Origin of the sequence: Streptomyces globosus (genome assembly GCF_003325375.1) — a bacterium.
In the GTDB taxonomy this organism is placed as follows: Bacteria; Actinomycetota; Actinomycetes; order Streptomycetales; family Streptomycetaceae; genus Streptomyces; species Streptomyces globosus_A.
Genome location: NZ_CP030862.1, coordinates 4,212,505 through 4,234,018 on the forward strand (window position 1 = coordinate 4,212,505; position 21,514 = coordinate 4,234,018).

The 21,514-nt window shown below is 75.2% G+C and carries 19 protein-coding genes; 7 read left to right on the top strand and 12 right to left on the bottom strand.

Features of this window, described 5'->3' with window-relative positions:
- Window positions 1–7 precede the first annotated feature (7 nt).
- From C0216_RS18495 to C0216_RS18510, 4 genes are all read right to left on the bottom strand, one after another.
- Window positions 8–379 (bottom strand): hypothetical protein, encoded by a 372-nt coding sequence (locus C0216_RS18495; protein ID WP_114056352.1) that lies wholly within the window; start codon window positions 377–379, stop codon window positions 8–10.
- Window positions 380–422: 43 nt separating this feature from the next.
- Window positions 423–887, bottom strand: coding sequence for a roadblock/LC7 domain-containing protein (locus C0216_RS18500; RefSeq protein WP_114058764.1), 465 nt, complete (start codon window positions 885–887; stop codon window positions 423–425).
- Between the two features lie 110 nt (window positions 888–997).
- A complete protein-coding gene (locus C0216_RS18505; RefSeq protein ID WP_114056353.1) occupies window positions 998–1,777 on the bottom strand; it encodes a transcriptional regulator in 780 nt (259 codons plus the stop codon).
- Window positions 1,774–2,184, bottom strand: a complete 411-nt coding sequence (locus C0216_RS18510; RefSeq protein WP_114056354.1) for a hypothetical protein — start codon at window positions 2,182–2,184, stop codon at window positions 1,774–1,776. The genes C0216_RS18505 and C0216_RS18510 overlap by 4 nt, the downstream gene beginning before the upstream one ends.
- Window positions 2,185–2,462: 278 nt before the next feature.
- On the opposite strand from C0216_RS18510, the gene C0216_RS18515 reads away from it, so the two are divergent.
- Entirely contained in the window at window positions 2,463–3,671 is a 1,209-nt protein-coding gene (locus C0216_RS18515; RefSeq protein ID WP_162793264.1) for a PucR family transcriptional regulator, read from the top strand.
- A gap of 30 nt (window positions 3,672–3,701) precedes the next feature.
- On the opposite strand, the gene C0216_RS18520 is transcribed toward C0216_RS18515, so the two are convergent.
- Both C0216_RS18520 and C0216_RS18525 read right to left on the bottom strand, forming a co-directional pair.
- Window positions 3,702–5,207 (bottom strand): helix-turn-helix domain-containing protein, encoded by a 1,506-nt coding sequence (locus C0216_RS18520; protein ID WP_342777117.1) that lies wholly within the window; start codon window positions 5,205–5,207, stop codon window positions 3,702–3,704.
- Window positions 5,208–5,420: 213 nt separating this feature from the next.
- Entirely contained in the window at window positions 5,421–5,969 is a 549-nt protein-coding gene (locus C0216_RS18525) for a (2Fe-2S)-binding protein (RefSeq protein WP_246042613.1), read from the bottom strand.
- Between the two features lie 612 nt (window positions 5,970–6,581).
- Between C0216_RS18525 and C0216_RS18530 the strand changes: the two genes are divergently transcribed.
- The gene (locus C0216_RS18530) at window positions 6,582–6,830 is read left to right on the top strand and encodes an SCO4226 family nickel-binding protein (protein WP_114056356.1); all 249 of its coding nucleotides are present in this window, start codon (window positions 6,582–6,584) and stop codon (window positions 6,828–6,830) included.
- 208 nt (window positions 6,831–7,038) lie between these two features.
- The gene (locus tag C0216_RS18535) at window positions 7,039–8,481 is read left to right on the top strand and encodes a PP2C family protein-serine/threonine phosphatase (protein ID WP_114056357.1); all 1,443 of its coding nucleotides are present in this window, start codon (window positions 7,039–7,041) and stop codon (window positions 8,479–8,481) included.
- A 111-nt stretch (window positions 8,482–8,592) separates the two neighbouring features.
- On the opposite strand, the gene C0216_RS18540 is transcribed toward C0216_RS18535, so the two are convergent.
- The gene (locus C0216_RS18540; RefSeq protein ID WP_114056358.1) at window positions 8,593–10,074 is read right to left on the bottom strand and encodes a DNA-binding protein NsdB; all 1,482 of its coding nucleotides are present in this window, start codon (window positions 10,072–10,074) and stop codon (window positions 8,593–8,595) included.
- A gap of 230 nt (window positions 10,075–10,304) precedes the next feature.
- On the opposite strand from C0216_RS18540, the gene C0216_RS18545 reads away from it, so the two are divergent.
- Complete coding sequence (locus C0216_RS18545) at window positions 10,305–11,429, top strand: aminoglycoside phosphotransferase family protein (protein ID WP_114056359.1); 1,125 nt, start codon at window positions 10,305–10,307, stop codon at window positions 11,427–11,429.
- Between the two features lie 177 nt (window positions 11,430–11,606).
- Window positions 11,607–13,391 (top strand): 3-oxosteroid 1-dehydrogenase, encoded by a 1,785-nt coding sequence (gene kstD / locus C0216_RS18550; RefSeq protein ID WP_114056360.1) that lies wholly within the window; start codon window positions 11,607–11,609, stop codon window positions 13,389–13,391.
- Between the two features lie 13 nt (window positions 13,392–13,404).
- On the opposite strand, the gene C0216_RS18555 is transcribed toward kstD, so the two are convergent.
- From C0216_RS18555 to C0216_RS18575, 5 genes are all read right to left on the bottom strand, one after another.
- A complete protein-coding gene (locus tag C0216_RS18555) occupies window positions 13,405–13,905 on the bottom strand; it encodes a hypothetical protein (protein WP_114056361.1) in 501 nt (166 codons plus the stop codon).
- Window positions 13,906–14,150: 245 nt separating this feature from the next.
- Window positions 14,151–15,317 carry a thiolase domain-containing protein gene (locus C0216_RS18560; protein WP_114056362.1) on the bottom strand — a complete coding sequence of 389 codons (1,167 nt, stop codon included), beginning with the start codon at window positions 15,315–15,317 and terminating at the stop codon, window positions 14,151–14,153.
- Entirely contained in the window at window positions 15,314–16,372 is a 1,059-nt protein-coding gene (locus C0216_RS18565; protein WP_114056363.1) for a thiolase domain-containing protein, read from the bottom strand. The genes C0216_RS18560 and C0216_RS18565 overlap by 4 nt, the downstream gene beginning before the upstream one ends.
- Window positions 16,372–17,352 carry a Zn-ribbon domain-containing OB-fold protein gene (locus C0216_RS35090; protein WP_114056364.1) on the bottom strand — a complete coding sequence of 327 codons (981 nt, stop codon included), beginning with the start codon at window positions 17,350–17,352 and terminating at the stop codon, window positions 16,372–16,374. Before C0216_RS35090 ends, C0216_RS18565 begins: the two co-directional genes overlap by 1 nt.
- 79 nt (window positions 17,353–17,431) lie before the next feature.
- Entirely contained in the window at window positions 17,432–18,232 is an 801-nt protein-coding gene (locus C0216_RS18575) for a crotonase/enoyl-CoA hydratase family protein (protein ID WP_114056365.1), read from the bottom strand.
- A 192-nt stretch (window positions 18,233–18,424) separates the two neighbouring features.
- Here C0216_RS18575 and C0216_RS18580 point away from each other — a divergent pair, with 192 nt between their 5' ends.
- Both C0216_RS18580 and paaK read left to right on the top strand, forming a co-directional pair.
- Window positions 18,425–20,068: an acyl-CoA synthetase gene (locus C0216_RS18580; RefSeq protein ID WP_114056366.1), complete on the top strand. Its 1,644-nt coding sequence runs from the start codon at window positions 18,425–18,427 to the stop codon at window positions 20,066–20,068.
- Between the two features lie 144 nt (window positions 20,069–20,212).
- On the top strand, window positions 20,213–21,514 hold the full coding sequence (gene paaK / locus C0216_RS18585) for a phenylacetate--CoA ligase PaaK (RefSeq protein WP_114056367.1): 1,302 nt from the start codon (window positions 20,213–20,215) through the stop codon (window positions 21,512–21,514).

Consider the following 21,514-nt stretch of genomic DNA (forward strand, 5'->3'; position numbering starts at 1 on the left):
CCCCCGCTCAGATTTCGAGCTCGGCCTCGATCTTCTTCAGCTGGTGCCGGGCCATGGCCAGGTTGGCGCGGCCGCGGTCCAGCGCGAGGTACAGGAAGAAGCCCGAGGAGCCGCGGCCCTTCATCAGCCGGATCAGGTGGTACTGGCCGCCGAGGGTGATGAGGATGTCCTCGATCTCGTCCTTGAGGCCGAGCATCTCCATCGTGCGGACCTTCGCCCGGACCACGTCGGTGTTGCCGGCCGCGGCGACGCCCAGGTCGAGTTCCTTGCCGCCGCCGACGGTGCCGAGCGCCATGCCGCTGCCGTAGTCGACGAGTGCGGCGCCGATCGCGCCGTCGATCACGGTGGTCGCTTCCTTGAGCGCGGTTTCGACGTTCACGGTGTGTTCCTCTTTCTTCGGGTGGTGGGGTGCTGCATGCGGGTCAGCCGGCCGGCCCCGGCCGCGCCGGCGGGAGCGCGGGCGGCAGCGGGGGCCGGGGCGGGGCGGTTGCCGCGACCCGGCGGGCCAGGGTGTGGTCGAGCAGCTCCGCTATGCGGAGGCTGGATCGGCGGGCTTCGAGGTGCAGCCGGCCCACGTTGACGCGGGGTTCCGCGATCAGGGTGAGGACGGCGGCGTCGCCGGCCGCGTAGGTGGCCACGTAGCCGTGCTCGCCGCGGACGAGCAGTTCGCGGAAGCCGCCCTGCCCGGTGCTGTCGCTGAGCCGCTGGGCCACCCCGAGGGCGGCCGCGGTCAGGGCCGCGACGGCCTCGACCTCGGTGGCGGCGCTGTCCTGCGCGAGGACCAGCCCGTCGGAGCTGCCGGCCAGGGCACCGCTGAGCTGCGGGACCCGGGCTCGGAGCCGGCGGAGCTCGGCGAGTATCTCGGCTTCGGCCTCGGCGGGCACCATCGCCGTGCTCATGTCGGCTCTTCTCCTTTCGGGCTGCCCCCGCTCGGAGCGGTCGGCGCGCTCGGGGCGGTCGGCGCGCTCGGAGCGCAGAGCCGGTCGCAGCGGGAGCCTCACAGGCTTGCCTCCAGTGCGTCGCGTAACCGGCGGAGCAGCGCCACGTCCGGGGATTGGGTGTCGGTCATCCATTCGGGCAGGGTGGTCGCGGCGCGCACCGCCCGGACCGGCGCGAGCGGGGTCTCCACCAGGCCGGCCGCGGCCAGCCGCCGCACGTCGAGGAGGGTGTGGAAGGCCGGCCGGCCCAGCACCCAGGCGAGGTCCGCCGGGGTCCGCAGGCCGTCCGCATACGCGAGCAGGGCGCGCTGGCGGGCCGTGACGGTCTGGCCGGGGGCGGCGGAGCGGGGCACCACGGGGGAGGTGTCGAGCTGCGGGTAGGGCCACACCGCGTCGAGCAGCTCCCGCCGGCGCCGGGTCTCGCGCTCGACGGCCGCGGCCGGGACGGAGCGGACGGAGCCGATCCAGTGGGTGGCGCCGCGGCGGAACCGCGAGGGGCCGCTCCCCGGGGAGAGGGCGAAGAAGGCGGCGTCGAAGATGGCGGCGAGGTGGCATATCTCCAGTTCGCCGCCGGCGAGGCCGCCGCTGTCCACGAGGAAGCGGGCGACCTGGCGGCGGGCGCCGGCCCGGTCGACGGCCTCGCGCCAGCGTTCGGGGGCGAGGCTCCCGCCGGTGGTGAGGAGGACGTCGAGGCCGGGGGTGGCGGGGCTCTCCGCGTGGACGATGCGGCCGTCCTCCAGGAAGAGGGTGCCGCGGTCGCGGAGCAGGGCGCCGGTGGCGCGCTCGGCGGCGAGGCGGGTGAGCAGCGGGGACACGGCGGCGGTGGCGAGGCCGGTCATCTGAGCACCAGCCCCTCCGCGAGGGCCCTGAGTCTGTGCCGGGCGAGGGCCAGGTTGCCCTCGGTGCGGTCCAGCCACAGGTGGAGGAAGACGCTGCTGTCGAAGCTGGTCTCGACGAAGCGGAGCACGTGGTAGCCGCTGCGGGTGGTCACGATCACGTCCTCCACGGGCTGGGCCCGGTCGGCCGCGGCACCCGGCGCCGCATCGGGGCCCGCCTGCGCGAACGACTCGTACTCGGCGGCCGCCCGGGCCAGCTCCGCCGTCTCGGCCGCGGTGGTCTCGTGGTCCCCGACCGGCGAGTCCCCGGCGGTCCCCAGGGCCAGCCCGCTGCTCCAGTCCACCAGCGCGGCGCCGCGTGCACCGGGCAGCGCCATGGCTTCGAGCAGGCATTCGTCGATCCCGGGCAACGCGGGCTCCCCTCCCGGCCAGATGTGCGAAGTGCACGGTCCTTCGGCGCGACAGGAGGGAACCTACTCAAGTTCCGCAGCGTGCAACGGCCTTCCGGCATTTTCCGCGGGAACATGCGCGGAACCGCGCGACACCTTGGCTGGAACCCGACAACTTTTGACCGTGATTGCTGATCACGGCGCGGCGGGTGTCCGACGGCCGCCCCTTGCGGACCCGCCGGCACAGGGGCCGCCCCGGCCCTGTCCACCGGTCCGGCTTCCGTGCCACCCTGCCCCTCATGGAGCCGATCATCATCGACGAGATACGGGAGGACCTCTCCCGCCGCATCGCCGTGGCGGCGGACCGGCTCGCCGAGCGGACGCTGGCCGACGACCCCGCGTACGCCGCCCTCCTCGGCCGCACCGAGCTGCGCGACCGGATCCACCACAGCCTCGCGCAGTCCGTCGACGGGCTGGTGCGCAGCTCGCGCGGACTGCCGGTCGAGCTCGCCGACGCCCGGGCGACGGGGACGCTGCGCGCCGAACAGGGCCTGCCGCTCGCCTCCCTGCTGCGCACGTACCGACGCGGCGGCCGGCTGCTCTGGCACACCCTCACCGAGGCGGTCACGGCGCACGACCCGGGCGCGCTGCCGCGGCTGCTGCCGCTCGCGTCCGTCCTGTGGGACGTCCTGGACCAGATGACGGACGCGGTGGCGGAGGCGTACCGGCGTACGGAGGCGGCGCGCTGCGACCGCGACCGGGAGCGCCGCGCGGCCCTGCTGGAGACGCTGCTGGACGGCGGGGGCGCCGCCGACGGCCCGGCCGTCTCCGAGGCGGCGGCGCAGCTCGGGCTCCCCGAGCGGGGCCGGTTCGCGGTCGTCGCCGTCGGCCCCGGGGCCGCCGGCGGCGTACCGGCCGAGGCGCCGGCCGCGGCCGGGCCGCGGGTGCTGTGGCGGGTCCGCTCCGACGGCGGGACCGGTCTGGTGGACCTCGGCCGGCACCCGCTGGAGGCGGTCCGGGAGCTGCTGGCCCCGCTGGGGGTGCGGGCGGGCATCAGCCCGGTGGTGGAGGCGCCCGGCGACCTGCCGCGGGCGCGCTGGCTGGCCGCGCTCGCCCTGCGCACCGTCCCCGCCCCGGCGGGCACCGGCGCGGCGCTGCTCGACGAGCGGCTGCCGATGGCGCTGGTGGCCGCGCAGGCCGAACTGGCGGACCGGCTGCGGCAGGTGGTGCTCGGCCCGGTGCTGGCGCTGCCCGCGGAGGACTGCCGGGTGCTGCTGGGCACGCTGGGCACCTGGCTGACCTGCCAGGGCTCGACGACGCTGGCCGCGCAGCGCCTGTACTGCCACCGCAACACCGTCTCCAACCGGCTGCGCCGCCTGGAGCAGCTGACGGGCCGCTCGCTGTCCGACCCGGCGCACGTGGTCGAACTGTCCCTGGCCCACACGGCGTACCTCCAGCACCCCGCCTCGGCCGCGCTACGGCGCCCCCGCCCGCGCAGGGCGCCGTAGCAGCCGGCCGGGGCCTCGGACGGGGCGCGTTCACGGCTCGCTGCCGGGCTGGGCCAGCTCCGCGGCGCGGTGGGCCAGCCAGAGGTCGTGGCGGGCGCTCGGCGAGCGCAGCAGGGAGCGCTGGAGGACGGTCTCGGTGCGGGCGAGCCGTTTGCGCGTGCCCGGGACGGAGATGCCGAGCGCGGCCGCGGTCGGGGCCAGGCGGGCGTCGTGGCGCAGCCAGGCCAGGACCGTCCCGTACGCGCCGGGCGGGGCGTCGGGGCCGGTCAGCGGGGCGAGGTGGGCGCGGGCCCAGGCGGCCACGTCGGGGTGGCGCAGCACGGCGTCGAGGCCCGCGCCGAGGTCCGCGGGCGGCGTCCCGGGGCCGGCGGGCGCGGCGAGGGGGCTGTCGGGGGTGAGCCGCAGTGCCAGCGAGAGGGCGGCCTGGTCGGCGAGACGGGAGAGGTCGGCGCCGGTCAGCGACTCGATCAGGCGCAGCCGCGTCGCCAGGGTGTTGCGGTGGACCTTCAGCAGCCGCGTGGCGTGCGGTCCGAAGTCCAGCCAGGCCCGGGCCGTGGCCCGCAGCTCCTGCGCTCCGGGGTCCTGCGGGCGGCGCGGCCGGTGCGTGTGCAGCGGCGTGAGCAGGGCCGCCGCCCAGCCGGATCCGGCCGCGTGGGCGGCCAGTTCGGGTTCCGGGCCGGGGCCGAAGCGGGCGTGCCGCCCGGGGCGGGAGCGGGCGACGGCCAGGGCGTGGAACGCCTGTGTGTACGCGGCGGGGGCCTCGCGCAGCGGCAGTTCCCCGCTCGCGCCGACGGCGCACCCGGGGACGGCGGCGGCAACGGCCGCGGCGAGGGCGGCGTGCCCGTCCGGTCCGTGCCGGCCCTCGGCGGGCACCAGCACGATCAGGTGGCCCTCGTAGACCGGGCAGCGCACCACCCACGCGCTGCCGCCGGTCAGCTCCCCGCAGAGCCGGGCGACAGCGGTCCGCTCGCCGGGCCGGCAGGCGACGACGTGCATCCGCATCGGCTCGGGAAGCGAGGGGGACAGCGCCTCGGCGACCTGGTGGGCCGTGGAGAGCCGGCCGTTCATCAGCAGGTGGAGGACCGCCTCGCGGGCCCGGGACTCGGCGAGTTCGGCCCGCTGGTCGCGCCGCTCCGCGTCTTCGGCGCGCAGGACGAGGGCCAGCGGCACGGCGGCGTCCGCCAGGAGCGCCGGCGCGGCCGGGTCGTGCGGCGGGCGGAGTACGGCGGCGAGCGCGCGGCCCTGCCCCAGCGCGAACAGCAGCGCGGTGGATCCGCCGCCGTCGAGGACGGCCGACCGCAGGCCGCGGTCGGCGAGTTCGGCGGCTCCCCGAAGGGCGGGTTCGGGGGTGGCGGGGTCCGCGGCGCCGTGCGGGCCGGGGCCCGCGGCGGTGGCGACCACGCCGACCCAGCCGCCCAGCCGGGCGGCGAGCCAGCGCAGGACGGCGGCCGAACCGCCGGAGTGCGCGAGGCGGTGCATCTTCAGCACGTCGTCGGAGCGGCTCTGCGGGGGTGCCGGGGTGCCGGACGGGCGCACCGGCGGGGTCGGTGCGGGCGGGTTCGGGATGGCAGGCTCCGTTCGGTGCGGGGGGCGCCGCCGCATTCAACCACCGCTGTCCCGCTGTGCGCTGTGACACCGCTCTCGCCTGCTCGCTGTGCGGTGTTGAACCGGCAGCGCGGCCGCCGCGCGCCTACGCTGGGCGCGGGCGTCGGTCCCGGGTACCACGGGGGGTTCCCGGGGCCTTCCCGCTCACCTGCGCGCCGCGGCGCTGCGGATGGCCTCCCGGATGCGCGGATGGGTGCCGCAGCGGCAGATGTCGGCGATCGCGTCGATGTCCTCGTCGGTGGGCTCGGCGGTGCGCCGCAGCAGCGCGGCGGCCGCCATGATCCGGCCGGGCCGGCAGAACCCGCACTGCGACACGTCCTGTTCGAGCCAGGCCTCCTGCACGGGGTGCAGCCGGTCGCCGTCGGCGAGCCCCCCGATGGTGGTCACCGTCCTGCCCGCGCACTGCGAGACGGGCACGACGCAGGGCCGGATGTCCCGGCCGTCGGAGTGGCTCGTACAGGCCTTGCAGACGTCGACGCCGCAGCCGTACTCGGGGCCGGTGACGCCGAGCATGTCGCGCAGCACCCACAGCAGGGGCAGGTCGTCGGGCGCGTCGGCGGTGGGGCTCTCGCTCGGCGGAAGCCCCCTGTCGATGTGCAGGCCGGCCCGCAGGGTGGTGGAGATCGCGTCGGTGAGGCCTCCGGCCATCTGGGCCTCCAGGCCGCGCGGGTTGACGGGCAGGCCCACGTCCACGGCGATGACGGCCCGGGTGACGCGGACGCGCTCGGGGTCGCGGTGTCGATCTCGACGAGGCAGGCGGTGCGTGAGCGGTACTCCTCGTGGAAGGCGATGCCCTGCGCGCAGCCCGCGGGGCGGTCAGCGCGAGCAGGGCCGCGGTGGGCGCGCCGGGCAGGATGAACAGGTCGCCGAGGTCGACGAGGTCGGCCGGAGCGGGCGGGGACGGGACGGCGGCGTGCGCGGTGTGCGGGGCGAGGGCCTCCGCGGCGGCGTGCGTGACGAGGGCGAGCGTCGGCGCGGCGACGAGGCGGCCCGGCGCCGGGCCCGCTCCGCCGCTGCCGGACCCTACCGACGGGTAGCGAAGCGGGGGCCGGGCGGGCGCGGATGCGGAACGCCGGCAAGGGCCCCGGGGCCGCCGGTCGTACGCGCCCGGGCGGGGGTCCTTCGTTCGGGGGTCCCCCGTGGCGGCGCACTCCGGCGCCTTGTGCGAAGCGAACGCCCCTGCGGGGTGAGCCGCGTCGGCCGTGCCTTCGAGCGGGAGTGACCGTGGCGCCTTTTTCCCGCCATGGGCGGACGATGGAAGCAGGAGACCCGTCCCTGCCGAGCGTATGGAGGAGGTGTGCAGCGGTGACGAAGTTCATGGACGTCCACCACGGCATGAAGGGCATCACGGCGGAGCAGCTGTCCGCCGCCCACCGGGCCGACCTGGCGATCGAGGCCGAGGAGAAGGTGCACTTCGAGCGGGCCTGGGCCGACCCCGAGTCCGGGACCGTGTACTGCCTGTCGGAGGCGCCGTCCGCGGAGGCGGTCCAGCGGATCCACGAGCGCACGGGCCACCCCGCCAACGAGATCCATCCCGTGCCGATCACGGTGTGACGGACGGGCCCGGCGGCCGGGTAGGCCGGAGTGGTGACCGGAATCGTTCGCACACCCCGGCCGGCCGCCGGGAAGCCTCAGGCATATGCCAGAAGCAAGCCCGGGACGGATGTTGCCAATCGCCTTACAGCCCCTTCACGCCTGTGCCAGAGTCGTAGAGGCCCTTCTGTTTCAGACCTGGCCGCGCCGCGCCTGTATCGGAGTGCACATGCCGTCCCATCTGTTCGCGGACCGTCCCGCGCAGCCGCCCGAGCCGGCATCGGTGGACGCCCTGATCTCGCAGGCGAGGCGACTGCGCGGCAGCCTCGACGCGGTGCGCCGCGACACCGCCGCCGGGGACGGCGCACAGGGCCGCTGGCAGCGGGCGCTGTGCGACCTTGCCGTGCACCAGCTCGACGACCTGCACGACCAGCTGGGCCAGCTCAAGAAGGGCCTGCCCCCGCCCGCGGCCTCCGACGGCCGGGCGCAGACGCAGCCCGGCCCGGACGGCGGCGACGTCCGCGACAGCGCCGACGGCCGGCACACCCGCATCGGCAGCGCCGAGTGGAACCTCCTCACCGACGAGGCCAGCTGGTCGGAGGGGCTCTTCCGGATCTTCGGGCGCTCCCCCGCGGCCGGCCCCCTTCCCCTCGACGAGCTCGGCTCCACCCTGTTCTCCGAGGACCAGCCCCTGCTCACCGCGATGCTCACCGCCTGCCTCGTCGACGGCACGCCGCTCGACGGGGAGTTCCGCATCGTCCGGCCCGACGGCCGGGTCCGCACGCTGCACATGCGGGGGGAGCCCGTCCTCGACGGCGACGGCTGCACCGCCTCCATGTGGGCCGTCTTCCGGGACGTCAGCGAGCTGCGCCGGAGCCGGCGCGCGGTGCACGAGTCCCGCGAGTCCCTGCGGCACCGCCGGGAGATCGCCCGGACCGAGCACCGGCTCGCCGTGGAACTCCAGGAGGCCGTCCTGCCCCCGTGGCGCACCTCCCTGCGGCTGCCGCACGACAGCGCCGGCGCCCTCGACGTGGCCTCCCACCACCTCCCGTCCGCGGCGGGCGCACCGATCGGCGGCGACTGGTACGACGCCCTGCACCTTCCCGACGGGCACACCCTGTTGACGGTCGGCGACCTCACCGGGCACGGCGTCACAGCCACTTCGGGCATGGCGATGATGCTCGGCGCCCTCCGCGGCATGGGCATGGCCGGCATCGAGCCGGGCCCCCTGATGGGCTGGCTCAACCGGCTGCTCGAAGCCTCCGTGCAGCCCGCGCTCGGCTCGGCCGTCTGCTGCCGGTACGACCCGGGGAGCCGCGTCCTGTCCTGGGCGCAGGCCGGCCACCCCGCCCCGCTGCTGGTCCGCGCCGGCACCGGCCGCACCCTCGCCCCGCCCGAGGGCGTACTGCTGGGCGCCACGACCGGAGCCACGTACGGGCAGGCCGAGGAGCGGCTCGAAGCCGGCGACGTGCTCGTCCTGCACACGGACGGGCTGCTGCCGTACGACGCCGGGCTCGGCCGGGCGGACGGCACCGAGCGGCTCCTGGCTCTCGCACCGCGGCTCTCCGCGGCCTCATCCGCGCAGGACTGCCTGCGTACGGTCGTCGAGGAGTTCGGCGGGGACGGGCGCGAAGGCGGCGCCTGCGTCCTGGTCGCCCGGATCGGTACCTGACGGCCGCCGGAGCCGAGCCCTCTGCCGCGCCGGACCGGTCGGAGGCCGCGCCCCTGGCGCGGCCTTTCCGTCGTGGCGCCGCCGGAAGGTCCGGCGCGCGCACCGGCACCCCTAGACCGTCTGCTGCACCGGGCTGTTGGGCAGGGCCAGCTTGATCTCGTCCCGCAGGTCCTCGATGCGCGAGTACCCCGCGTACTGGCCGGTGAGCCGGTACATCTCCCGCAGCCGGTCCCACGTCCGGTGCGAGGAGGTCTCGTTCATGGAGACGAGGGCGAGGCGGGCGTACCGGTCCGCCTGCTCGGGGTCGTCCGCGATGAAGCAGGCCGAGGCCATGGAGATGTAGTCGAAGATCTGCGAGCGCTGGTGGCCGCCGGCCCGCAGCCGCAGCGCCTCGCGGGCGTGCCGCTGGGCGATCGGCGCGGCGGACGGCTCGTGGTCGGCGAGCGTCCGGTAGGCCAGGGCCTGCATGCCGTGCAGGTCCGCCTCGTCGAAGTGCTGCATCCAGGAGGGCGGCGGCACGTCGGCCTTGTCGGACACGAACAGGTCCTCGGCCTCGCCGAGGGTCCGCCGCATGGCCTGCCCCTTGCCCATCGCGGCCTGCGCCCACGCCTCGATGGTGTGCAGCATCGCCCGGGTGCGCGGCAGCGTCTCCTCGCCGGAACCGGACTTGGCCAGCTTCATCAGGTCCAGCGCCTCGCCGGGCCGGCCCAGGTGCACCATCTGGCGGGCCGCCCGCGACAGCGCCTCGCCCGCCCGCGGCCGGTCGCCCCCCTCGCGGGCGGCGTGCGCAGCGATCACGAAGTACTTCTGGGCGGTGGGTTCGAGGCCCACGTCGTGCGACATCCAGCCTGCCAGCACCGCCAGGTTGGCCGCCACCCCCCACAGGCGCCGCTGGAGGTGGTCGGGGTGGCGGTACGCCAGCATGCCGCCGACCTCGTTCAACTGGCCGACGACGGCCTTGCGTTGCAGGCCGCCGCCTCTGGCGGCGTCCCAGGCGCGGAAGACCTCCACGGAGCGCTCCAGCGCCTCGATCTCCTCCGCTCCGATGGGCGCGGCCTCGTACCGGTCGAAGCCGGCCGGGTCGGCCTGGAATGATTCGCCGAAGCGCTGGGCCTGGCCGCCCGCACCCGGGTCGGTGTGCAGCCAGTCGTACATGGCGTTGGTGAGGACGGAGCCGGCGGTGAGCGCCACTCCTGCACCCATCAGACCGCGACGGTTGAGCATGAGGTCCATTCCCGTGAATTCGGTGAGGACCGCGGCTGTGCGTTCGGGCGCCCAGGGCATGCCTTCGGGGTTGTCCTGCACCCCGTCCGGCTGCCGCCCGGAGGTGCGCCGCTGCCGTACGAACCCGAGGTCCTCGATGGTCACGACACGACCGAGCCGCTCGGTGAACAGGGCTGCCAGGACGGTGGGCACCGGTTCGCGGGGGGTCTCCCCCATGTCGATCCACCGCCGTACCCGCGAGGTGTCGGTGGCCAGCTGGTGGTGGCCCATCGCGGCCGCCTGCCGGTTGACCATCCTCGCCAGCTCACCCTTCGACCAGCCGGCCAGGCCGAACAGGTCGCTCAGTCGGGTGTTTGGTCCTTTGCTCACGTCAAGCCCCCAGGTTCTCGGCTGGTTTGACAGTAGCCCGCCGACAGATGCCCAGCGACTATTCGCCAGGCTTCGCCAGGGGCAGCCAGATGGTCCGCCACCCGCGCCAGGGTGTCAGGTAGGAATGCGCCTCCCCGACCCGGTCGCCGGGCGGAACTCCCCAGGGCGAAACCCGGGGCCGGCGGGGCGGCGTACAGATCTCGTCGGCGCACGAAGGGAACCGCAACGCCATGTATGCAGCAACGTCCTCCGTGTCCGCCCCGGTCCGGCCCCACCGCACGCTCCAGGCGGGCGGGGGCTCCTATCTCGATGCCGCCCGCCCCGCGGTGCCGCTTCCCGGCGCCGTCCGGGCCCGGCGGATGCCGGGGGCCGTCACGCAGCCGCTCAGCGGGAGAATCGACCTGTCGGGGCCGCAGGGGGCGCAGTTGCGCACCGCACTGGCCTCGGTGCAGCGGATCTGCCCGGAGTTTGCTCCGGTGCAGGTGCTGCGGCGCAGCGGCCGGTCGGTGCTGCTGGTGGGGACGACCGGCCGGATGACCGCCGTGGCGAAGGTTTTACTGGACCACTCGCCGGAATGGCACGAGCGGTACCGGCACGAAATCGCGGCGTACCGGACGTTCGTCCGACACCGCCCGCCGGTCCGGGTGCCGCGGCTGATCGCCGCGGACCCCGAGAACGGGACGCTGGTGGTGGAGCGGATGGCGGGCCGGGTCGCGGCACTCCAGCGGCATCCGGTGGAGGCCCCTCCGCGACCCGACCTGCGGGCGGCGCTGGGAGCGGTCTGCCGGGTCAACCAGTGGCGGCCGCCGGCGGATCTCTTCGGGGACCCGCTGAACTACGGGCAGCGGATCGCGCGGTACCACGAGTTGGGGCTGCTGACGGACCGGGACCTGGGAGACCTGCAGAAGCTGCTGTGCGGGCTGAAGCTGGCCGGCGTGCAGCGGCAGTTCAACCACGGAGACGCCCTGCTGTCGAACCTGCTGCTGTCGCCGGCGGGGCCGGTGCTGCTGGACTGGGAGCATGCGGGCTGGTATCTGCCGGGCTACGACCTGGCGACGCTGTGGACGGTGCTGGGTGACGCGCCGGCCGCGCGCAGCCAGATCAGCCGGCTCGCCCAGGCGGCCGGACCGGCGGCGCGGGACGCGTTCCTGGTCAACCTGATGCTGGTGCTGACCCGGGAGATCCGGATGTGCGAGACGGCGGTGCAGCGGTCGATGGCCGCTTCCGCCCCGAACCAGCCCCTGCCGGCGGGCGCCCTGTCCTCGGGCGAGGAGCAGCGGCTGCTGCTGCGCCGCCTGCACGACGACTGCGGCATGGCCCGCAGGGCGGTCCGCGCGGCCGTCGGGACCCGCTGAGAGGCGGCGAACGACACCGTCACGAAAATCCCGTGGCGCACACAACCGGTGTGCGCTCCACGGGATTTCGTGCGTCCGGGCCGGCATGCGGACGGATGACTTGACATCGCGGGGTCCCGGGCACAGGTTTCTGACACTGCATCAGACACCTGCCGCCTCTTCCCGCCGGAGCCTGCCATGACCGCGAGCACCGCCCCCGATCCGCGCCCCGCACCCCCTCCCTCGCGCCGCGCGCTCCTCGCCGGGGCGGGAGCGGGCGCGCTCGCCGCCGGCCTTCCGGCATCCGTGGCACGCGCCGACGCCGGACCCGGGTTCGGCGAGTACGACGTCGTCGTGGTCGGGTCCGGGGCCGCCGGGATGACGGCCGCGCTGACCGCGGCCAAGCGCGGGCTCAGCGTGCTGCTGGTCGAGAAGGCGCCGGCCTTCGGCGGGTCGACGGCGCGCTCCGGGGCGGGGATCTGGCTGCCGAACAACTCGGTGATCCTGCGCGCCGGCGTACCCGACACCCCGCAGAAGGCGGCCGCGTACCTGGCGGCGGTCGTGGGTCCGTCCGTGCCGGCGGACCGCCAGGCGGCATTCCTGGCGAACGGGCCGCGGATGCTGGACTTCGTCATGGCGAACAGCCCCCTCCGCTTCCGCTACATGGACGGGTACAGCGACTACTACCCGGACCTGCCCGGCGGGCTGGCGAACGGCCGCTCCATCGAGCCCGACCAGCTCGACGGCCGCGTCCTCGGCGCCGAACTGGCCCGGCTGAACCCGCCGTACATGCCCGTCCCCGCGGGGATGGTCGTCTTCGGCCAGGACTACCGGTGGCTGACCCTGGCCGCCGTCAACGCGCGGGGGGCCGCCGTCGCCGCCGCGTGCCTGGCGCGCGGCACGCGGGCCGCGCTGCGCGGGGAGAAGCCGCTCACGATGGGCCAGGCACTGGCGGCCGGGCTGCGGGCGGGGCTGGCGCAGGCCGGGGTACCGGTGTGGCTGGAGTGCCCGTTGACGGACCTGGTGACGGAGGGCGGGGCGGTCACCGGTGTCGTCGTGGAGAAGGGCGGCGTCCGCGGCACCGTGCGGGCCCGCCGGGGCGTCGTCCTCGGCTCGGGAGGGTTCGAGCACGATGCGGCGATGCGCGCGCAGTACCAGCAGCAGCCGGCCGGCACGCAGTGGTCGGTGGGCGCCCGGGAGAACACCGGGGACGGGATCCGCGCCGGGCAGCGGGCCGGGGCGGCGCTGGACCTGATGGACGACGCCTGGTGGGGGCCGACGGTGCCGCTGCCCGGGGAGCCGTACTTCTGCCTGGCGGAGCGCACCCTGCCGGGCGGGCTGCTCGTGAACGCGGCGGGGGCGCGGTTCGTCAACGAGGCGGCCCCCTACAGCGACGTGGTGCACGTGATGTACGAGAAGGACCGGGGTGCGCCTGGCTCCCACATCCCGGCCTGGCTGGTGGTGGACCAGCACTACCGCAACAAGTACCTGTTCAAGGACGTGCTGCCCGCGCTGCCCCTTCCGGACGCGTGGTACGCGGCGGGGGCGGTGCACACGGCGTGGACGTGGGACGGCCTCGCGGAGCGGATCGGCGTGCCGGCGGCGGCGCTGCGGGCGACGCTGAGCCGGTTCAACGCCCAGGCGTGGAGCGGGACCGACGCCGACTTCGGCCGCGGGCGGACGGCGTACGACCACTACTACACGGACCCCGGGGTGTACCCGAACTCCTGCCTGGCCCCGGTCCTGCTGCCGCCCTTCCACGCGTTCCGGATCGTGCCGGGCGACCTGGGGACGAAGGGCGGCATCGTGACGGACGCGCGGGCGCGGGCGCTGCGGCCGGACGGCTCGGTCATCCGGGGCCTGTGGGCCGCGGGCAATGCGAGCGCGGCGGTGATGGGCCGCAGCTACGCGGGGGCCGGGTCGACGATCGGCCCCGCGATGGCGTTCGGCTACGCCGCGGCGAACGACATCGCGGACGGGTGACCGGGCCGGGCGGTCAGCCCTGCTGGAAGAGCTCGGCGGGCAGCGGCTTGAGCAGGGTGTACAGGTCGTCGCTGATGGGCCGGTCCCAGCTGGCGATCGTCACGAGGACGTTGTCGCTGCGGTCGAACTGCACGCAGCTGATCCGGGACTCCGAGAGCTTGATCTTGCGGACGATGAGGAGGTTGTCGCCCTGCATGACGGGGCAGTCCTCGATGCCGGTGACCTCGACCTCCTCGTCGTTCTCCAGGGCGTCGAGGAGCTGTGCCACCTCGAAGGGGATCTGGCCGTCGGCGAGGTCGCGGGCCGGGGAGCCCTCGGGGAGGTTCCCGATGATCATTGCGGGGCCGCGTCCGCCGAACAGGTCGTAGCGGAGAAAGACGCCCTGGCAGCTGCCGTCGGGCGCGGGGAGCAGCCCGGCCCCGAGATTGCCCGGCCAGTCCCCCGGGTCCATGGCCAGGACGTCGAAGTCCGGGCCGGCGGGTGTGGCGGCGCGGTTGCGGCGGAGGAAGGACATGCGGCCATGGTACGTGGCCGGGGGCGCTTTCCGGATCCGGGGGCGCCGCGCCCGTTCGCCGTTCGCGGGCGCCGTGCGCCGTGCGGTGCCGGCCCTCCGGCGCGGGGACCGGCGGGGGGCTGCCGGGGCGTTCGCCGCCGCGTGCCGGGCCGCGCCGGGCCGGGCCTGGAGGCGACGCGGCGTGTCGCGCGGGCCACGTCGCGTCACGCGCGCCCCGCGATGTCCCGTACCGGGCCCGCCTGTGCTCAGGAGGCCGGGAGCCCGGAGCCGACCAGCCACATGGAGAAGAACTGCGCGCCGCCCCCGTAGGCGTGGCCGAGCGCCCGGCGGGCTCCCGGGACCTGGTGCGCGCCGGCCTGGCCGCGGACCTGGAGGGCCGCCTCCGCGAAGCGGATCATGCCCGAGGCGCCGATCGGGTTGGAGGAGAGGACGCCGCCGGAGGGGTTCACGGGCAGGTCCCCGTCGAGCCCGGTCGCGCCGGACTCGGTGAGCTTCCAGCCTTCGCCCGCGGCGGCGAAGCCGAGGTTCTCCAGCCACATCGGCTCGTACCAGGAGAACGGCACGTACAGCTCGGCGACGTCGATCTCGCGGCGCGGGTCGGTGATGCCGGCCTGCCGGTAGACGTCGGCCGCGCAGTCCTTCCCGGCCTGCGGCGAGACGAAGTCCTTGCCGGCGAAGAGCGTCGGCTCGCTGCGCATGGCCCCGCCGTGCACCCAGGCGGGCGGGCGGGGGGCGCGGGCGGCGCCGGCCCGGTCGGTGAGGAGCATCGCGCAGGCCCCGTCGGAGGAGGGGCAGGTCTCGGAGTAGCGGACGGGGTCCCACAGCATCGGCGAGGCCTGGACCTGCTCCAGGGTGATGCCGTGCTCGTGGAGGTGCGCGTACGGGTTCTTCAGGGCGTTGCGGCGGTCCTTGTACGCGACGAGCGAGCCGACGGCGGCGGGTGCTCCGGTCCGCCGCATGTACGCGCGCACGTGCGGGGCGAAGAACCCGCCGGCTCCGGCGAGCAGCGGCTGCTGGAAGGGGACGGGGAGCGACAGCCCCCACATGGCGTTGGACTCGGACTGCTTCTCGAAGGCGAGCGCGAGCACGGTGCGGTGCACGCGGGCCGCGACGAGGTCGGCGGCGACGAGCGCGGTCGAGCCGCCGACGGAGCCCGCGGTGTGGACGCGCAGCATCGGCTTGCCGACGGCGCCGAGGGCGTCGGCGAGGTAGAGCTCGGGCATCATGACGCCCTCGAAGAAGTCGGGGGCCTTGCCGATGACGACGGCGTCGACGTCCTGCCAGGCCAGCTCGGCGTCGGCGAGGGCGCGGGCGGCGGCCTCCCGGACGAGGCCGGCGAGGGAGACGTCCTGGCGGGCGGCCGCGTGCTTGGTCTGGCCGATGCCGATGACGGCCACGGGCTCCTTGCTCATGCTCGGTCCCCTTCCAGGACGGCGACCAGGTTCTGCTGGAGGCAGGGGCCGGAGGTGGCGTGGGCGACGGCCCGGTCGGAGGCGCCGCGGTGGATGCGGGCGGCGGCCTCTCCGATGCGGATCAGGCCGGCGGCCATCACGGGGTTCGCGGCGAGCGCCCCGCCGGAGGGGTTGACGGCGGTGGACCGGCCGAGGCGCAGCGCCTTGCGCAGGACGACCTCCTGGGAGGTGAACGGGGCGTGCAGCTCGGCGGTGTCGACGGGCGCGGTGAAGAGGCCGGCGCGCTGGGCGGCGAGGCGGGTGGACGGGGAGTCGGTGAGGTCGCGCACGCCCAGGCTGTGGGCCTCGATGCGGTGGTCGATGCCGGTGATCCAGGCGGGCCGCCCGCACAGGCGGCGTGCGGTGTCGCCGGCGGCGAGGACCACCGCGGCGGCGCCGTCGCCGACGGGCGGGCAGTCGCCGGTGCGCAGCGGCCGGACCTGATGGCCGCCGTGCGGGACGGCGCCGGCGAGCTGGGCGTGCGGGTTGGCCGCGGCGTCGGCGCGGCTGCGGGCGGCGATCGCGGCGAGCGCCTCCTCGTCGGTGTCCCCGGCGTCGATGAGGGCCCGGGCCTGGAGGGCGGCGAGGGCGACCGAGTCGGGCCACAGGGGGGCGAGGTAGTAGGGGTCGAGCTGCCGGGTGAGGACGTCGCGCAGGGAGCCGGGCGAGGACTTGCCGTACGCGTAGACGAGCGCGGTGTCGGCCTGCCCGGTGCGCAGCTTGACCCAGGCCTCGTACAGGGCCCAGGCGCCGTCCGTCTCGACGTGGGATTCGGAGATCGGGGGCCAGGCGCCGACGCCGTCGAGGGTCATGGTGAAGGAGAAGGGGCGGCCTGCGAGGTAGTCGCTCGACCCGGAGCAGGTGAAGCCGATGTCGCGGGCGCGCAGGCCGGTCCGCTCGCGGACCTCGTCGAGGACGGGCAGGAGCATTTCGAGCTCGCTGAGGTCGTCGGTGCGGCGCCGGTGGTCGCTCTGGGCGAACGCCACGACGGCGATGTCGCGCTCGTGGCGGGGCATCAGACGAGCTCCTTGTAGCTGTCGTAGGCGGCGTCGGGTTCGCCGGTGGGGCGGTAGTGGTCGGGGTGGCGGCCGTCGGCGGTCCACACGGGTTCGACGCGCAGGCCCATGCGGACCTGGTCGTAGGGGATGCCGCCGATCCGGCCGTGGAGGGGGAGGTCGGCGCCGTCGAGGGCGATGTGGGCGTAGACGTAGGGCACTTCGATGTCGAGGTTGCGGGCCTTGATGTTGACGATGCAGAAGGTGGTGACGGTGCCGGCCGGGCCGACCACGACGCGGTCGGTGGTGGCGACGCCGCAGGTGGGGCAGGCGCCGCGCGGGGGGACGTACACCTTCCGGCAGGAGGGGCAGCGCTCGCCGACGGTGCGCCGCCCGCGGAGGGCGGCGAGGTGGGCGCCCTGGGCGCGGCCGGGGGTGTGGGTGTAGTCGAGGCGTGCCTCGGTGACGATGCGGGTGACCGGGTCGGGGAAGCGGCCGTCGTGCGGGGCCGCGGCGGGCGGGTGGAGGGGCGGGGCTTCGGGTCCCTCGGGGCCCACGGGTTCGAAGCAGGCGATGTCGGTGATGGCGCCGGTGCGTTCCGCAGCCCAGCGGATGCGGACGCGCATGCCGGTGCGGACGGCGTCGGGGCCGGGGGCGTCGAGGGCGTGCAGGAGGGCGGTGTCGGCGCCGTCGAGGCGGACGAGGACCCAGGCGAAGGGCGTGGCGAGGGGCTGGCGGGGGCGGGGGCGGTCGTTCCAGGCCCAGGTGGTGACGGTGCCGGCGGGGGCGACCTCCACGAGGTCGCGGAGTTCCTCGGCCGTGGCGGGGTCGTATTCGGCGGGCGGGACGAGGACGGTGCCGCCGGAGGTCCTGGCGCCGAGGACGACGCGTTCGCGGAGCCCGGTCAGGAAGGCGCTCTGGACGGGGCCGAGGGAGCGGGTGAAGGGGAACTCGACGACGAGGGGCGCGCGGAGCGCCTCGGGCGGGGGCGCGGCTGTCATGGGTCTCTCCGGATTCTCCGGGGGCGTGCGGGCCCGGCGGGAGGGAGGAGGAGCGCGGGAGGGCGGGGGCGGAGGGGGATCACGCGCGGCGGTAGACCGGGGGGCGCTTCTCGGCGAAGGCGCGGGCGCCCTCCTTGGCGTCGGCGGTGTCGAAGACCGGCTGTCCGCGGTCGAGTTCGGCGGCGAGGCCCTCGGCCTCGGTGAGGCCGGCGGTCTCGTACACGGACGCCTTGACGGCCTCGACGGCGAGGGGGCCGCAGGCGTTGATCAGCTCGGCGGTCTCCAGGGCGGCCTCCAGCGCGGTCCCGTCCGGGACGACGCGGCCGACGAGGCCGATCCGTGCGGCCTCCTCGGCGGAGTAGGGGCGGCCGGTCAGCAGCATCTCCAGGGCGTGGGTGCGCGGGATCTGGCGGGGCAGGCGGACGGTCGAGCCGCCGATCGGGAAGAGGCCGCGCCTGACCTCGAACAGTCCGAAGACGGCTCCTTCGGCGGCCACGCGGATGTCGGTGCCCTGGAGGATCTCGGTGCCGCCTGCGACGCAGTACCCCTCGACGGCGGCGATGACCGGCTTGCGGGGCCGGTGGTGGCGGAGCATCGCCTTCCAGTGCAGGTCGGGGTCGGCTTTGAGGCGGTCGCGGTAGGCCTCGCCGCCCATGCCGCGCCCGGCAAGCGCCTTGAGGTCCATGCCGGCGCAGAAGTCGCCGCCCGCGCCGGTCAGGACGACGGAGCGGACGGCGTCGTCGGCGTCCGCTTCGAGCCAGCCGTCGTAGAGGCCGACCAGCAGGGGCAGCGAGAGCGCGTTCTTCGCCTCGGGCCTGTTCATGGTGAGTACCAGCGTGGCTCCGTGGCGCTGCACGGTCAGGTGTTCCGTCCCACCCATGGCCGTTCTCCCGTCTCCGGTGACCTGGAACAGGTTGCAGGAGGGCCCGGAGCAGTTCAAGAGTTTCCTGACACTCAGTCAGTTTTCTTGGGCGGCTCCCTTCCCAGTTGGGTTGCGCGGCGCTGTAATGGCCGCCCGGCGGCCCCGCGGGCCGCTCGTCGCGCGGGCCGATCCCGGGGTGAGGGAGGAACGGTGGAGTACAACCTTGCCGACCTGTTCGAATCGGTCGTCGACGCGGTTCCGGACCGCGAGGCCCTGCTGTACGTGGACCACCCGGGGACCGGCGCCGAACGCCGCCTGACGTACGCGGAGCTGGACGCGGCGGCGAACCGCGTCGCCCACCACCTGCTGGACAGCGGCCTGAGGCCCGGCGAGCACGTCGGCCTGCACCTTTACAACGGGGTCGAGTACCTCCAGACCGTGCTGGCCTGCCTCAAGGCGCGCCTGGTGCCGGTGAACGTCAACTACCGGTACGTCGAGGAGGAGCTGGTCCACCTCTACGGCGATGCCGACCTGGCCGCGCTCGTCTTCGACGGCGAGTTCACCGGGCGGGTCGCGGCGGCGCTGCCGCACACGCCCCGGCTCCGGCACCTGCTGCGCGTCGGCGCCGCCCCCGGGGGGGCGCCCGAGCCGGCGCTCGCGCCGGTGGCGTACGGGGACGCCGAGGCGGCGGGGTCGCCGGCGCGCGGGTTCGCGCCGCGCTCCCCCGACGACCTGTTCATCATCTACACGGGCGGCACGACGGGGCTGCCCAAGGGCGTGATGTGGCGGGCGGAGGACCTGTTCTTCGCGGGGCTGTTCGGCGGCGAGCCGTCGGGCGAGCCGGTGAAGCGGCCCGAGGAGCTGGCCGAGCGGGCGGCGGCGCGCGGCGCCGGGCTCACCTTCTTCCCGGCGCCGCCGCTGATGCACGGCACGTCCACGCTGACCTCGTTCATCGCGTTCAACTACGGGCAGCGGGTGGTCCTGCACCGCAAGTACGTGCCCGAGGAGGTGCTGCGGACGATCGAGAAGGAGCGGGTGTCGAGCGTGTCGCTGGTCGGCGACGCGATGCTGCGGCCGCTCGTGGACGCACTGGAGGGGCCGCTGCGGGGGACGGACCTGTCCGGCCTGTTCAGCGTCTCCTCGTCCGGGGCGGTCATGTCGGACTCGGTGGCCGCGGCCTTCCGGAGGCTCGCCCCGCACGTGCTGCTGCTGAACAACTTCGGATCGTCCGAGTCCGGTTCCAACGGGCGTGCGGCGGACGACGCCGGGCCCGGACGCGGCTTCCGGCTGGTGGTCAACGCGCGCACACAGGTGGTGGACCCGGTGACCCGCGAGCCGGTGCCGGCCGGGGTGCCGGGACGGCTCGCGCAGCGCGGGCACGTCCCGCTCGGCTACTACAACGACCCGGCGAAGACGGCAGAGACGTTCTTCCTGAAGGACGGCGAGCGGTGGGTGCTGCTCGGCGACGTGGCGACGGTGGAAGCGGACGGCGTGGTGACGGTGCTCGGGCGGGGCTCGCAGTGCATCAACACCGGCGGCGAGAAGGTGTATCCGGAGGAGGTCGAGCAGGCGCTGAAGGCCCACCCGGCGGTGTACGACGCACTGGTCGCCGGGGTGCCCGACCCCCGGTGGGGCAGCCGGGTCGCAGCGGTGGTGCAGCTGCGCGAGGGCGCGCCGGAGCCGACGCTGGAGGAGATCCAGGCGCACTGCCGGACCAGGCTGGCGGGGTACAAGATCCCGCGGCGGCTGGTCGTCGCGCCGCAGGTGCAGCGGTCGCCGAGCGGCAAGGCGGACTACCGGTGGGCGAAGGCCGTGGCGGCCGGGGCGGAGGGCGGGGGCGAGGGCGGGGGGTGACGGCCTTCCGCTGCGCCGCCGCAGGGGGCTGAGGCCCGCCCGTGGGGTGCGATCACTCGTTCGAGTCATTGCCTTCGACCGCCGGAGTCGGGCAATCTACCGAATGATCGGTCGGTTCCACGGCTCACGACGGGGTGAGGGCAGATGACGATGCACGAGGACCTGCGGGACGCGGGCGAGCGGCTCGGCGCGGCGGAGCTGGCCGCGCTCCAGCTGGACCGGCTGCGCGCCACGCTGCGCCGGGCGTACGAGCGGGTGCCGTTCTACCGGCAGGCCTTCGACAAGGCGGGCGTGCACCCGGATGACTGCCGCTCCCTGGCGGACCTGGCGCGCTTTCCGTTCACGGCCAAGGCGGACCTGCGCGACCAGTACCCGTTCGGGATGTTCGCGGTGCCGCGCACCGAGGTGCGCCGCATCCACGCCTCCAGCGGCACGACGGGCCGCCCGACGGTGGTCGGGTACACCGAGCGTGACCTCTCCACCTGGGCGGATGTCGTGGCCCGTTCGATACGCGCGGCCGGCGGCCGCCCGGGACAGGTCGTGCACGTGGCGTACGGGTACGGCCTGTTCACCGGCGGGCTCGGTGCGCACTACGGCGCGGAGCGGCTGGGCTGCACCGTCGTGCCGGCGTCCGGCGGGATGACGGACCGCCAGGTGCGCCTGATCCAGGACTTCCGGCCGGAGGTCATCATGGTGACCCCCTCCTACATGCTGACGCTGCTCGACGAGATGGAGCGGCAGGGCATCGACCCGCGGTCGACTTCGCTGCGGACGGGCATCTTCGGGGCGGAGCCGTGGACGGAGGCGATGCGGCGGGAGATCGAGGACCGGCTGGGCATCGATGCCGTGGACATCTACGGCCTGTCCGAGGTGATCGGCCCGGGCGTGGCGCAGGAGTTCGCGGAATCCAAGGACGGCCTGCACGTGTGGGAGGACCACTTCTACCCGGAGGTGGTGGACCCGCTGACGGGTGAGCCGCTGCCGGAGGGGGAGCCGGGCGAGCTGGTGTTCACGTCGCTGACGAAGGAGGCCATGCCGGTCATCCGCTACCGCACGCGCGACCTGACCCGGCTGCTGCCGGGCACGGCACGGCCTGCCTTCCGGCGTATGGAACGGGTGACCGGCCGCAGCGACGACATGCTCATCCTGCGCGGGGTGAACCTGTACCCGACACAGATCGAGGAGATCCTGCTGCGGATACCGGGCCTGGCCCCGCACTTCCAGCTGCGGCTGACGCGGGAAGGCCGGCTGGACGTCCTGACGGTGCGGGTGGAGGCGCGGCGGGAGGCGGATGCCCGCCTCCGGGAGGAATCGGCGGCCGCCGCCGTCCGGGCGGTCAAGGAGGGCATCGGGGTGACAGTGGAGGTGGAGGTCGTCGACCCGGAGACGCTGGAGCGGTCGGTGGGGAAGATCAGACGGGTGTCGGACCTGCGCGGCGACCGGTGA